At 63.6% G+C, this 12,782-nt stretch carries 12 protein-coding genes; 11 read left to right on the top strand and 1 reads right to left on the bottom strand.

The genetic code is table 11. The features are described from left to right. The first annotated feature begins 9 nt into the window (after positions 1–9). From CDO35_RS09445 to CDO35_RS09475, 7 genes are all read left to right on the top strand, one after another. On the top strand, positions 10–261 hold the full coding sequence (locus tag CDO35_RS09445; RefSeq protein WP_099524161.1) for a DUF2934 domain-containing protein: 252 nt from the start codon (positions 10–12) through the stop codon (positions 259–261). A 10-nt stretch (positions 262–271) separates the two neighbouring features. Next, entirely contained in the window at positions 272–2,386 is a 2,115-nt protein-coding gene (gene glgX / locus CDO35_RS09450; protein ID WP_099524163.1) for a glycogen debranching protein GlgX, read from the top strand. Between the two features lie 182 nt (positions 2,387–2,568). Next, a complete protein-coding gene (locus CDO35_RS09455; RefSeq protein WP_099524165.1) occupies positions 2,569–3,837 on the top strand; it encodes a zinc-dependent alcohol dehydrogenase in 1,269 nt (422 codons plus the stop codon). 16 nt (positions 3,838–3,853) lie between these two features. After that, positions 3,854–4,642, top strand: a complete 789-nt coding sequence (locus CDO35_RS09460) for an endonuclease/exonuclease/phosphatase family protein (RefSeq protein WP_099524167.1) — start codon at positions 3,854–3,856, stop codon at positions 4,640–4,642. After that, complete coding sequence (gene clsB, locus CDO35_RS09465; RefSeq protein WP_099524169.1) at positions 4,639–5,841, top strand: cardiolipin synthase ClsB; 1,203 nt, start codon at positions 4,639–4,641, stop codon at positions 5,839–5,841. Before CDO35_RS09460 ends, clsB begins: the two co-directional genes overlap by 4 nt. Further along, positions 5,838–6,812: a lysylphosphatidylglycerol synthase domain-containing protein gene (locus CDO35_RS09470; RefSeq protein ID WP_099524171.1), complete on the top strand. Its 975-nt coding sequence runs from the start codon at positions 5,838–5,840 to the stop codon at positions 6,810–6,812. The genes clsB and CDO35_RS09470 overlap by 4 nt, the downstream gene beginning before the upstream one ends. A 155-nt stretch (positions 6,813–6,967) precedes the next feature. Beyond that, on the top strand, positions 6,968–7,189 hold the full coding sequence (locus CDO35_RS09475; RefSeq protein ID WP_099524173.1) for a hypothetical protein: 222 nt from the start codon (positions 6,968–6,970) through the stop codon (positions 7,187–7,189). Positions 7,190–7,243: 54 nt separating this feature from the next. Here CDO35_RS09475 and CDO35_RS09480 read toward each other — a convergent pair whose 3' ends face one another. Then, positions 7,244–9,709, bottom strand: a complete 2,466-nt coding sequence (locus tag CDO35_RS09480) for a glycogen/starch/alpha-glucan phosphorylase (RefSeq protein WP_099524176.1) — start codon at positions 9,707–9,709, stop codon at positions 7,244–7,246. A 183-nt stretch (positions 9,710–9,892) separates the two neighbouring features. On the opposite strand from CDO35_RS09480, the gene CDO35_RS09485 reads away from it, so the two are divergent. The 4 genes from CDO35_RS09485 (at position 9,893) to CDO35_RS09500 (ending at position 12,659) form a co-directional block, all read left to right on the top strand. Further along, a complete protein-coding gene (locus CDO35_RS09485; protein ID WP_243699064.1) occupies positions 9,893–10,321 on the top strand; it encodes a hypothetical protein in 429 nt (142 codons plus the stop codon). After that, positions 10,321–11,409, top strand: a complete 1,089-nt coding sequence (locus CDO35_RS09490; protein WP_099524574.1) for a DUF3182 family protein — start codon at positions 10,321–10,323, stop codon at positions 11,407–11,409. The genes CDO35_RS09485 and CDO35_RS09490 overlap by 1 nt, the downstream gene beginning before the upstream one ends. After that, the gene (locus CDO35_RS09495) at positions 11,406–12,176 is read left to right on the top strand and encodes an alpha/beta hydrolase family protein (protein ID WP_099524180.1); all 771 of its coding nucleotides are present in this window, start codon (positions 11,406–11,408) and stop codon (positions 12,174–12,176) included. Before CDO35_RS09490 ends, CDO35_RS09495 begins: the two co-directional genes overlap by 4 nt. A gap of 69 nt (positions 12,177–12,245) precedes the next feature. Then, positions 12,246–12,659: a CBS domain-containing protein gene (locus CDO35_RS09500; RefSeq protein ID WP_099524183.1), complete on the top strand. Its 414-nt coding sequence runs from the start codon at positions 12,246–12,248 to the stop codon at positions 12,657–12,659. The last annotated feature ends 123 nt before the right edge of the window (positions 12,660–12,782 follow it).

The following is a 12,782-nucleotide window of genomic DNA, read 5'->3' on the forward strand; positions in this document are numbered from 1 at the left end:
AGTTACGCCATGAATGTCGATGAGCAGCGCATACGCGAGTTTGCCTTTCAGATCTGGGAGTCCGAAGGCCGCCCCCATGGCCAGCATGAGCGGCACTGGAAAATGGCCAGCAAGTTGGCCGAAGCCGAGGCGCAAGCCCAACCCAAGGCCAAGCCGCGGCGTGTCAGCAAACCCAAGACGGTGCCGCTGAGCGAGGCCGAACAGCCCGCGCTGCTGAAGAAACCCCGTGCCCCGCGCACACCCAAGACGCCGAAAGCCTGAGGTCGCCACCATGTCCAATCAACAGAGCTCACGCGTTACCGAAGGCACGCCGTTCCCGCTGGGCGCCAGTTGGGATGGCCTCGGAGTCAACTTTGCCCTGTTCTCGGCGCACGCCACGCGGGTCGAACTGTGCCTGTTCGACGAGCGCGGTGAGACGGAGATCGAACGCATCGAGCTGCCGGAATACACCGACGAAATCTGGCACGGCTACCTGCCTGACGCCCGCCCCGGCCAGGTTTATGGTTACCGCGTATACGGTCCCTACGAGCCCGAAGCCGGGCACCGCTTCAACCCCAACAAGCTGTTGATCGATCCTTACGCCAAGCAGTTGGTGGGCAAGCTGCAGTGGTCTGAAGCGCTGTTCGGCTACACCATCGGCGACCCGGCCGGTGACCTGAGCTTCGATGAGCGCGACAGCGCGCCATTCGTGCCCAAGTGCAAGGTCATCGACCCGGCCTTCACCTGGGGCGAGCAACCCAGCCTGCGCACGCCCTGGGATCGCACGGTGATCTACGAAACGCATCTGCGCGGCATCAGCATGCGTCATCCGGCGGTGCCCGAGCCGCAGCGCGGTACCTGCGCCGGGCTGACCAACCCCGAACTGCTGCGGCATATCCGCGAGCTGGGCGTGTCCAGCGTCGAGTTGCTGCCGGTGCATGCCTTCGTCAACGACCAGCATCTGCTGGAAAAGGGCATGAACAACTACTGGGGCTACAACAGCATCGGTTTCTTCGCCCCGCACCCGGCCTATCTCTCCAGCGGTCGCATCAGTGAGTTCAAGGAAATGGTCGCGCACCTGCACAAGGCCGGCCTGGAGCTGATTCTCGATGTGGTCTACAACCACACCGCCGAGGGCAACGAGCGCGGTCCGACGCTGTCCATGCGCGGTATCGACAACGCCAGCTACTACCGCCTGCTGCCGGACGAACGCCGCTACTACATCAACGACTCCGGTACCGGCAACACGCTGGACCTGAGCCACCCCTGTGTGCTGCAGATGGTCACCGACTCGCTGCGCTACTGGGCGACCGAAATGCGCGTGGATGGCTTTCGCTTCGACCTGGCGACCATCCTCGGGCGCTATGCCGATGGTTTCAACGAGCGCCACAGCTTTCTTGTCGCCTGCCGTCAGGACCCGGTGCTGAGCAAGGTCAAGCTGATCGCCGAGCCCTGGGACTGCGGCCCCGGCGGCTATCAGGTCGGTGGTTTTGCGCCGGGCTGGGCCGAATGGAACGACAAGTTTCGCGACAACGTGCGCGCCTACTGGAAGGGCGACCGCGGCGAGCTCGGTGAACTGGCAAGGCGTCTAACCGCCTCCGGCGATCTGTACAACCAGCGTGGGCGCCGGCCCTTCGCCTCGGTCAACTTCATCACCGCGCATGACGGTTTCACCCTGCGCGACGTGGTGTCCTACGACCACAAGCACAACGAGGCCAACGACGAGAACAACCAGGACGGCACCGACCGCAACCTCTCCTGGAACCACGGCAGCGAGGGCGCCACCGACGACCCATCGATTCGCAGCCTGCGCGTGCAGCAGATGCGCAACCTGCTGGCCACCCTGCTGTTCGCCCAGGGCACGCCGATGCTGCTGGCCGGCGACGAGTTCGGCCGCACCCAGCACGGTAACAACAACGCCTACTGCCAGGACAACGAGCTGAGCTGGGTGGACTGGTCGCTCGACGATGAAGGCCGCGAGCTGCTCGCCTTCTGCCAGCACCTGATCGCCCTGCGTCGGAGCTACCCGATCCTGCGCCGCCAGCGTTTTCTGGTCGGGCACTACAACGAGGAACTGGACGTCAAGGACGTCACCTGGCTGGCCCCGGACGGCAGCGAAATGACCGAGGAACACTGGCACGACGAGGAGGCGCGCTGCATGGGCATGCTCATGGACGGCCGTGCGCAGCCCTCGGGTGTCAAACGCAGCGGTGCCGACGCCACCCTGCTGTTGCTGCTCAATGCCGACCACCAGCCCTGCGAATTCCAGCTGCCCGAAGTGCACGGCGGGCGCCACTGGCTGTGCCTGGTCGATACGCATACCGCGCAAACGGTGCCAAGGCCTGTGCAGCAGGACGCGGTGGAGTTGCACGGGCGCACGCTGCAGTTGTTGGAGTTACTGCGCTAAAGGCCGCCGCGAAAAAAAGCCTGAACCCTGCTTCCGTCTGCCAACTCGAAAAATATAGATGCTGGGACAACCCATGGCGCCGCTCGAGCGGAGCGCCACCTTTCGGCGCGCGTGACGCTTCGCGTCAGTCCCAAGCAAACAATCACCTACGCCGGCCAGCTGGTCGGCCTCGGGAGAGATTCATGAAAGCAGTGGTATTTCACGACATCGGCGACATCCGCCTGGATGACGTGCCAGAACCCGAGGTACAGGCCAGTACCGACGCGGTCATTCGCATTACCGCCTCGGCCATCTGCGGTACAGACCTGCATTTTGTGCGTGGCACAGTGGGCGGCATGCGCAAGGGCACCATCCTTGGTCATGAGGCCGTGGGCATCGTCGAGGCGCTGGGCAGCGATGTGCGCAATCTCAATATCGGCGATCGCGTTGTGGTGCCCTCCACCATCGCCTGTGGCAATTGCAGCTATTGCCGAGCCGGCTACTACGCCCAGTGCGACGAGGCCAATCCCAACGGCAAGCAGGCCGGCACCTCCTTCTACGGCGGGCCGGAGATCACCGGCGCCTTCCACGGCCTGCAGGCCGAGATGGCGCGCATTCCCTTCGCCAATATCGGCCTGGTGAAACTGCCCAGCGAGATCAGCGATGACCAGGCCATCCTGCTCTCCGATATTTTCCCCACCGGTTATTTCGGCGCAAAACTGGCCGAAGTCGGTAGCGGCGATACCGTCGCCGTCTTCGGCGCCGGGCCGGTCGGCCAGTTCGCCATCGCCAGCGCCAAACTGCTGGGTGCCGCACGCGTATTCGCCATCGATCACCTCGATGATCGCCTCGACATGGCCCGCCGTCAGGGCGCCGAAGTGATCAACTTCGACCGCGAAGATCCGGTCGACACCCTGCGTCGGCTGACCAACGGCATTGGCGTGGACCGTGCCATCGATGCCGTGGGCATCGATGCCCAGTGCCCTGCCCACGGCCACTCGCCGCGCCAGCCAGAAGGCCACGAATGGCAACCGGGCGATGCGCCCGAGCAGGCCTTGCAGTGGGCCGTCGATGCCCTGGCCAAGGCCGGCACGCTGGGCATCATCGGCGTTTATCCGCACCAGGCACGTGAGTTTCCCATCGGCCAGGCGATGAACAAGAACCTCAGCATCAACATGGGCAACTGCAACCACCGCCGCTACATCCCGCAACTGATCGAGATGGTCCAGGCTGGACGCATCGACCCTGCGAAGATCCTCACCCAGGTCAAGCCCATGAGTGACGCCATCGAAGCCTTTAAGGCCTTCGATCGACGTGACAGCGGCTGGATCAAGGTGCAACTGCAGCCGGCGAAGAACGACGCCAGCCACGGCAGCGAAGAGCAGGTGCATGGCGAGGTGCTTCTCGATCGTACTATCGCCGACGCCGATCCGCTCGGTGAGTCGCGTTCGAAAAAGCCCGGCAGCCTGTGAGCGAGCGTGGCCGAACATGAACAACACCATTGCCAAACCGGAGGTGATCATCGACCGCGTGACACCGGTCAAGCGCCTGCGCGTGCTGACGATCAACACGCACAAGGGCTTCACCGCTCTCAACCGTCGTTTCATCCTGCCGGAATTGCGCAGCGCTGTGCAGGCCACCGGGTCGGACCTGGTATTTCTGCAGGAGGTGCTTGGCGACCATGCCCTGCACGCCAAACGCTTCCATGACTGGCCGAGCGTGCCGCAGTACGAATTTCTTGCCGATAGCATGTGGCCGCAGTTCGCCTACGGGCGCAATGCCGTCTACCCGGACGGCCACCACGGCAACGCCCTGCTCTCGCGCTTTCCCATCCTTGAACATCACAACCTCGACGTGACGGTCAGCGGCACCGAGCAACGCGGCCTGCTGCATTGCCGTCTCGACGTGCCGGGGCACGATGCCGTGCATGCGGTGTGCGTGCACCTGGGGTTGCGTGAGGCGCACCGCCGGCAGCAGATGGGGTTGTTGCTGGATTTGCTGGCGACCTTCGAGCCCAGTGCGCCGGTGATAGTCGCCGGTGACTTCAACGACTGGCGTCTGCGCGCGGACGACCTGCTGGCACCCCATGGCCTGCGCGAAGCGTTCGAGCATCGCCACGGCAAACCTGCGCGCAGTTTCCCGGCACGCATGCCGCTGCTACGCCTTGATCGTATCTACACCCGCAACGCCTCGGCGCACGAGCCGCAGGTGTTGTCCACTCGGCCCTGGTCGCACCTCTCCGATCACGCGCCACTGGCAGCGGAGATTCACCTGTGAGCGGAATATGGCGAGACGGTAACCAGCTGCGCCTGCTGATCAATGGCGAAGACTATTACCCGCGGGTGTTCGAATGCATGCGCGCGGCACGCATCGAGGTGCTGCTGGAGACCTTCATCATCCGTGAAGACAAGGTCGGCCTCGAACTGCAGGAGGTACTGATCGAGGCCGCGCGGCGCGGCGTGCGCATCGTCCTCGCCGTGGACGGCTACGGCACCGCCGACCTGCAGCATGAGTATGTCGCAGCACTGACCCGCGAGGGCGTGAAGATCCATGTCTTCGATCCCAGCCCCCGGCGTTTTGGCATGCGTACCAATCTGTTTCGCCGCCTGCACCGCAAGCTGGTGGTGATCGATGGCCAGCGCGCCTTCGTCGGCGGCATCAACTATTCGGCCGACCATCTCGGCGACTTCGGTGAAATGGCCAAGCAGGACTACGCCGTCGAAGTGGTAGGCCCAATCGTCAGCGACCTGCACGTGGCCATGCTGCGTCTACTGCGCCCCGCCGTAAGCGAGCCCAGCCCGGCGCAGCCCACCAGAGAGCCAGTGGGCGATGCGCGGGTGATGCTGCTGGAGCGTGACAACGAGCGCCACACCACTGATATCGAAGACGAGCATCTGCGCGCCTTCGAATCGGCGCGCACGCGCGTAGTGATCGCCAACGCCTATTTCTTCCCTGGTTACCGCGTGCTGCGCGCCTTGCGCAATGCGGCGCAGCGTGGCGTAAAGGTCACCCTGATCCTGCAGGGCCAGCCGGACATGCGCTGGGTCCAGGCCTTCTCGCGCCTGCTCTACAACTACCTGCTGCGCCACGGCGTGGAGGTCTATGAATACTGCCAGCGCCCACTGCACGGCAAGGTGGCGCTGGTGGATGACGATTGGTCGACAGTGGGCTCGAGCAACCTCGACCCGCTGAGCCTGGCCCTGAACCTGGAAGCCAACCTGGTGATTCAGGATCAGGCCTTCAATCACTACCTGCATGACCATTTGCTCGAGCTGTCCGCCGAGCACTGCAAGCGCATCGAACTCGAACGCGTGATACGCGGCTACTGGTGGCGCGCGCCACTGGTGTTCCTGTGTTTTCACTTTCTGCGCCGGTTTCCGGCCATCGCCGGCTGGCTGCCGGCGCACCGCAAGAGACTGAAACCGCTGGAGCCAGCCGACAAGGCCAGCGGCTATGAAGAGGAAAAAACTGGATGAATGGTGCTCAGAACAACCCCTGGATGCGCTGGGGAAAACGCGCACTGACCCTGTTCTTTCTACTGGCCATACCGGCATTGCTGTATATGCTCGCGCGCAATCTGGACTGGGGCGAAGTGCGCCAGTCGCTCAGCGACTACAGCGTGCAAACACTGGCAGTAGGTGCGCTGATCGCCTGCGCCAGCTATCTGGTGTTCAGCTGCTATGACCTGCTTGGCCGCCAGTACAGTCGCCATCATCTGCCTGCGCGCCAGGTCATGCCGGTGGCGATGGTCTGTTACGCCTTCAACCTGAACTTCACCACCTGGATTGGCGGCGTGGCGATGCGCTACCGGCTGTACATGCGCCTTGGCCTGAGCGCCTCGACGGTGACACGCATCCTCAGCCTCAGCCTGCTGACCAACTGGACCGGCTACATGGCGCTGGCCGGGGTGATCTTCTCCATGCGCCTGGTGCAGTTGCCCGACAACTGGGGCCTGGGCGTCACCGGCCTGCAATTGGTGGGGTTCGCACTGCTGGGGGTGGTCAGTGCCTACATCGGCATCTGCGCTTTCTCGCGGCAACGCGTGTGGCACTTGCGCGAGCGGTCGATCACCCTGCCCTTGCTGAAGATGGCACTGCTGCAACTGTGCCTGGGCGCAAGCAACTGGGCGCTGATGGCGGCGCTGATCTTCTGGCTGTTGCCGGAGGGTGCGGCCTATACCTCGGTACTCGGCGTGCTGCTGATCAGCTGCATGGCCGCAGTGGTGGCGCATATCCCCGCCGGCCTGGGCGTGCTCGAGGCGGTATTTCTCGCCCTGCTGCAGCACCAGTACAGCCAGGCGAGCCTGATCGCCGCCCTGCTCGCCTATCGCGTGCTCTATTATCTGCTGCCGCTGCTGCTGGCCAGCGTCACCTACTTGGTGCTGGAAAAGCGTGCGAAAACCCTGCGCAAGCAGGGTGAGCAGCACATCGAGACCCAGCCCGGCTAGCGAATAGCGAACAAGCGATACCTGGTGCAATTGCACCAGGCGCAACGGATGCAGAGGCTGCGATACCCCATAGGTGCCATCCGGCGGATGGCGGGAACTTGCAAGCGAGGTGGGCTGGTCTATCTCACATCACTCAGCAAAAACGGAGGCCTCGCATGGCCAAGCCACTGCATCTGATCAGCTACATCCTGCACAACCAACCCCACAGCGTCGAAGTCGAGTCGGAGCGCGAGCAGCTCACGCCGGACCAGGCACGCTTCTACCTCAGTGCCCTGCACACCTTCGAATGGCCCAACGAGTTCACCGACGTTCAGGTCACGCGCATCCTGCATCCGAAGAAAGGTGGCAGCACGCCTGCGCACCGCGTACAGCGCTGAAAGCCTGTTCAACCTCTTGCAGTGGGTCGCTGCAAGAGGTTGAACAGGCCGCGCCTAGTCTCCCTCACGCTGCGGCAGCGGCACCTGCCAGATATCTTTGGCATATTCGGCGATGGTGCGATCGGATGAGAACCAGCCCATCCGCGCGGTATTCAGCACCGCCGAACGCCACCATTGTTCGGGCCGCTGCCAGCGTTGATCGACCTGGCGCTGCGCCTTCCAGTAGGCATCGAAGTCGGCGCAGACCATAAAACGGTCCTCGTACAGCAACGCATCCACCAACCCCACGTAGCGCGCCGGATCGTCCGGCGAGAATACACCGCCGCGAATGGCGCCAAGGGCGGCTTCCAGTCGTTCCGAATCTGCCACCACATCGCTCATCTCCAGGCCCTGGCGCTGCCGGGCGGCAACCTGCTGGGCGGTCATGCCGAAGATGAACAGGTTCTCTTCACCGACCCGCTCGCACATTTCCACATTGGCGCCGTCCAGCGTGCCAATGGTCAGCGCGCCATTTAGGGCGAACTTCATGTTGCTGGTGCCGGAAGCTTCCAGCCCGGCGGTGGAAATCTGCTCGGAAAGGTCGGCTGCAGGAATGATGGTCTCGGCCAGGCTGACGTTGTAGTTGGGGATGAACACCACCTTGAGCAGCCCCCGTACGGTCGGGTCACCATTGATGGTGCGGCTGATGTCGTTGGCCAGCTTGATGATCAGCTTGGCCTGGCGATAACTGGCCGCCGCCTTACCGGCGAAAATCTTCACCCGCGGCACCCAATCGGTGGTCGGATCGTTGCGGATGGCCTGGTAGAGAGCCACGGTGTGCAGCAGGTTGAGCAACTGACGCTTGTACTCGTGGATGCGTTTGACGTGCACATCGAAGATGGCCGTGGTGTCGAGGCTGATCCCCAGCAGTTGCCGGACCCGTGCGGCCAGCGCTTCCTTGTTGCGCTGGCGGCAGAGCGCATATTCGTCGCGAAAATCCTGGCGTTCGGCGAAAGGTTCCAGCGCCTGCAGATGATCCTCGGGGCGATGCAGAACCTGCTCGCCCAGCGCGTCGACGAGCAGATGCGTCAATCCCGGATTGACCTGGAACAACCAGCGGCGAAAGGTCACGCCATTGGTCTTGTTGTTGACTCGATCGGGATAGAGCCGATGAAGGTCGCGAAACACCGTGTCGCGCATCAGCCGCGTGTGCAGCGCTGAAACGCCGTTGATGCTGTGCGCACCGAGGAACGCCAGGTTACCCATGCGCACGCGACGGCCGTGGTCTTCCTCGATCAGCGACACCGCGCGCAGCAGGCGGAAGTCATGGATGTCCTTGGCGCGCAGCGCATCGATATGTTCGGCGTTGATCAGGTAGATGATCTGCAGATGCCGTGGCAGCAGGCGCTCCATCAATGAAACCGGCCATGATTCCAGCGCCTCCGGCAGCAGCGTATGGTTGGTGTAGGCGGTGGTGGCCACCGTCAGCTGCCAGGCCTGTGCCCAAGGCATACGATGCTCGTCCACCAGCAGGCGCATCAGCTCGACCACGGCGATGGCCGGGTGGGTGTCGTTGAGTTGGATCGCCACCTGCTGCGCCAGGCTGTGCAGGTCCTGGTGCAGGCGCAGATGGCGCTCGATCAGGTCCTGCAGCGAGGCGGAAACCAGAAAGTATTCCTGACGCAGGCGCAGCTCCTGCCCTGCCTCGGTATCGTCGGCTGGATAGAGCACCCGCGAAATACTCTCCGCGCGGACCTCGCCGGCCACCGCGCCGAAGTGATCGCCGGCATTGAAACGATCCAGCTGCAGGTTTTCCTCGGCACGCGCACGCCACAGCCGCAGGGTATTGACCGAGGCGCCGCGCCAACCCACCACCGGTGTGTCGTAGGCGATGGCACGCACCCTCTCCTGCGGATGCCAATGCTGGCGTGTGCCGCCTGCACCATCGTCCAGGGTCTCCACGCCCCCGCCAAAGCCAATGCGATACGCCACTTCCGGGCGTTCGAACTCCCAGGGATTGCCAAAATCCAGCCAGGTTTCGGTCTGCTCGGCCTGCCAACCATCGACGATCGCCTGGCGAAACAGCCCGTGTTCATAACGAATGCCGTAGCCGTGAGCGGCCAAACGCAGGGTTGCCATACTTTCCATGAAACAGGCGGCCAGACGCCCTAGCCCGCCATTACCGAGCGCCGCGTCTGGCTCGACCTCACGGATGCGTTCCATCTCCACACCGAGTTCGGCCATGGCCTGGCGCGCCACGTCGAGCAAGCCAAGGTTGCTCAGGTTGTCCACCAGCAAGCGGCCGATCAGAAACTCCAGGGATAGGTAATAAACGCGTTTGGCGCCCTGGCGCTCGACCTGGGCGGAGGACTCTTCCCAGCGGTCGATCATATGGTCGCGCGTGGCCAGCGCCAGCGCCTCGAACCAGTCATGGTCGAAAGCTGTGCTCGGGTCCTTGCCCACGGCGTAACGCAGCTTGGCCAGGATGGCCGCCTTGAACGCTGCTACGGCACTCCCGGCCTCGCTGTGCGATTCGCTCATATCGATCCCCTCACGCGCGCGCGTCGATTACAGCCGAAACGATGGGTTCGGCTTTTCTTTGTGGCCTTCTCAGCACTGATGAGTTCAGGGTTTTTCTGCCTGCGCCCCATTGATCAAAAAGCCTGAACTTCGACTTGGCGGCTACCCTCACAACTCATGAACGCCATTGTCGAGGAGATCATCATGCGAGCCATCATTCCCGGCCTTCTGGTCGGCGCGTTAGCGACCGGCGACGCGTTGGCCGAGGCCTGCTACGTCAGTGCCAGCGCATCCAGCGATGCCATTGCGGAGGTCGAACAGGAGTTCTGCTACGAGTTCACCGGCATGGACAAGGGCGCCATCGATTGGTCGTGCAATAACGCAACCGGCGACATGATCAACAGCGAGCAACGCAAGGTCGCCAGTTGTGCCGAGGCCAAGCTGGGCAGTTGCGAAGCGGCGCTGACCCAGGAAACCCTGACCAACTACCGCTCCGGCGACGACGATCGCGGCGAGGCGCGCCCCGTCGTGCCCAACGAGGCCAAGGTGCTCACCCACTACTACCGAGTCGGCGACCTCAAGCAGGTGCGCATCGACTGTGAAAACTCTGGCGGCACCTGGCGGGACAAATGATGGGCGCATACAAAGGCCTGCTTTTGCTTCCGGGCACCGCTCAGCACATGGCCCATGAACGCATGGTGCAGCGTCAGCTCGGCGAGAGACTCGCCGCCCTGCTCGGCTGCCCCTTCCTCGGCCCGCATCAGCCGGGCACGCAGATTCGCGGGCGCCACTATTTCCTGCCAGAGGACACCCTGATCGGCGATGTCAGCGCGCTGGGCATCGGCGGGCCGGACGATTTCTTCGGCGGCCTGCTCGAACATGCCTTTCTGGCCACCAAGGCCATCAGTCACCCTGCCCTCGACGCTCCTCGCCATTTGCCTGTGGGCTGGTCCGAGCGGTTCGCCCGGCAGATCGAGGGCGTCACCTTGCAGGGCTTCAGCGTCTTCGCCCTGGAAGACGCTGCCGAGGCCGGACAACAGCTGTTGCGCGCCGGGCCGATTCGCCTGAAACCGGTGGACGGCACCGGCGGTCGAGGCCAGCAGGTCGTGCGCTCGCCTGATGAGCTGGACAATGTCCTGGCCGCACTGGATGAGCAGCATGTGAGGGAACAGGGCCTGGTGCTGGAGGAGGACCTGCAGCAGCCCACTACCTACAGCGTTGGCCAGATCCGGGTGGCGGGCGTCACCTTGAGCTACCACGGCACCCAGCAATTGACCGAGGATGGCCAGGGTAACCAGGTCTACGGTGGCTCGCGCCTGACGCTGGTGCGCGGTGACTACTCCGCGCAGATGACCCTCGACTTGCCGCGCGCCGTGCGCCTGGCCGTGCAGCAGGCGCGCATCTTCGAGCTGGCAGCGCTGGAGGTGTACCCGTCGATTCAGGCATCGCGGCGCAACTACGACGTGGCTCAGGGACTGAACGCGCGAGGGCAGACACGCAGTGGCGTGCTGGAGCAATCCTGGCGCGTCGGCGGGGCCAGCGCGGCGGAAATCTTCGCCCTGGAAGCGTTCATCAAGAACCCGCAGTTGCACACGCTGGAGGCCTCGACCCATGAATACTATCGGGACGCACCACCGCCGCCAGACTCGATCTGCCTGTATCAGGGACAGGACAGCGAGGACGGCCCACTGGCCAAGTACGTCAAGGTGGGGCCGTTATGAGTGCCTGCAGCCAGAGCCTGGACATTCTGGTGGGTGACCAGCACATCGCCGGAACTCTACTAACCCCACCGAACAAGGTCCCCGGCGTGCTTTTCGTGCACGGCTGGGGCGGCAGCCAGCAACGCGACCTGGCACGCGCCCGTGGTATCGCGGGGCTGGGCTGTGTGTGCCTGACCTTCGACCTGCGTGGGCACGAACGCAACGTCGAGGCGCAGGAGCGCGTATCGCGCGAAGACAACCTGGCCGACATTCTCGCTGCCTACGACCTGCTGGCCGAGCACGAAGCGGTCGACCCCGAATGCATCGCAGTGATCGGTACCAGCTACGGCGGCTACCTCGCTACCTTGCTCAGCGTGCGGCGTCCGGTGCGCTGGCTGGCCCTGCGCGTGCCGGCGCTGTATTGGGACGCGCAGTGGCAGTTGCCCAAGCGCCAACTGGACGTTGCACGGTTGGCCGAGTACCGGCGCACGCCGCAGCGCGCGCAGGACAATCTGGCGCTCGCTGCCTGCTGCGAATTTCGCGGCGACGTGCTGCTGGTGGAGTCCGAGCATGACGACTTCGTCCCGCACACCACTCTGATGAGCTACCGCAATGCCTTCGACAAGGCGCACTCGCTGACCCATCGCACCATGGCCGGTGCCGACCATGGGCTCAGTGAGGACCGTCATCAGCAAGCCTATACGCGCATCCTGATCGATTGGGTCAGCGAAATGGTGGTGGGCGCGCGGGTAGGCGATTACCCGCATCACCTGGTGCGCTATTCCTGAATCGTTGAGCCTTCGATGACGCGGTTCGTTCTGGGCATTCGCCTACTCAGCCTGCAAAAGGAGACACCGATGAAAATCAGCAAAATCATGACCCGCAACGTCCGCACCCTCCAACCTGAGCGCAGCATTCGCGAGGCCGCCACGCTGATGGCCGATATCGACAGCGGCGCACTGCTGATCAACGAAGGCGACCGTCTGATCGGCATGATTACCGACCGCGACATTGCCGTACGTGCCGTTGCCGCTGGCCTGGACGGCAGCACACCGGTGCGCCAGGTGATGAGCAGCGATGTGCGCTATTGCTTCGACGACGAGGACATCGAGCATGTGGCCGCGAACATGGCCGATATCAAGCTGCGCCGCTTGCCGGTGCTCAACCGCGAAAAACGCCTGGTCGGCATCGTTTCGCTGGGCAATATCGCCTCCGGTCACAGCCGGATGGCCAACGACACCGTGCTGCGCGGCGTGACTTCCGCGAATTGACCCGATCCTCTGTGGGAGGGGCTTTAGCCGCGATAGGCTAAACCTCTCCCACTATGGATTTGGCTGGACCAGAATCATCACTCCAAAGCGCACCTCGCCCTTCGTGCGAGGCGCTTCAGCGGC

Source organism: Pseudomonas sediminis (assembly GCF_002741105.1).
GTDB lineage: Bacteria > Pseudomonadota > Gammaproteobacteria > Pseudomonadales > Pseudomonadaceae > Aquipseudomonas > Aquipseudomonas sediminis.

Coding starts and splice junctions, on each gene's coding strand:
- CDO35_RS09445 (WP_099524161.1), top strand. CDS start 10: ATGAATGTCGATGAGCAGCGCATACGCGAGTTTGCCTTTCAGATCTGG.
- glgX (WP_099524163.1), top strand. CDS start 272: ATGTCCAATCAACAGAGCTCACGCGTTACCGAAGGCACGCCGTTCCCG.
- CDO35_RS09455 (WP_099524165.1), top strand. CDS start 2,569: ATGAAAGCAGTGGTATTTCACGACATCGGCGACATCCGCCTGGATGAC.
- CDO35_RS09460 (WP_099524167.1), top strand. CDS start 3,854: ATGAACAACACCATTGCCAAACCGGAGGTGATCATCGACCGCGTGACA.
- CDO35_RS09470 (WP_099524171.1), top strand. CDS start 5,838: ATGAATGGTGCTCAGAACAACCCCTGGATGCGCTGGGGAAAACGCGCA.
- CDO35_RS09475 (WP_099524173.1), top strand. CDS start 6,968: ATGGCCAAGCCACTGCATCTGATCAGCTACATCCTGCACAACCAACCC.
- CDO35_RS09480 (WP_099524176.1), bottom strand. CDS start 9,709: ATGAGCGAATCGCACAGCGAGGCCGGGAGTGCCGTAGCAGCGTTCAAG.
- CDO35_RS09485 (WP_243699064.1), top strand. CDS start 9,893: ATGCGAGCCATCATTCCCGGCCTTCTGGTCGGCGCGTTAGCGACCGGC.
- CDO35_RS09490 (WP_099524574.1), top strand. CDS start 10,321: ATGGGCGCATACAAAGGCCTGCTTTTGCTTCCGGGCACCGCTCAGCAC.
- CDO35_RS09495 (WP_099524180.1), top strand. CDS start 11,406: ATGAGTGCCTGCAGCCAGAGCCTGGACATTCTGGTGGGTGACCAGCAC.
- CDO35_RS09500 (WP_099524183.1), top strand. CDS start 12,246: ATGAAAATCAGCAAAATCATGACCCGCAACGTCCGCACCCTCCAACCT.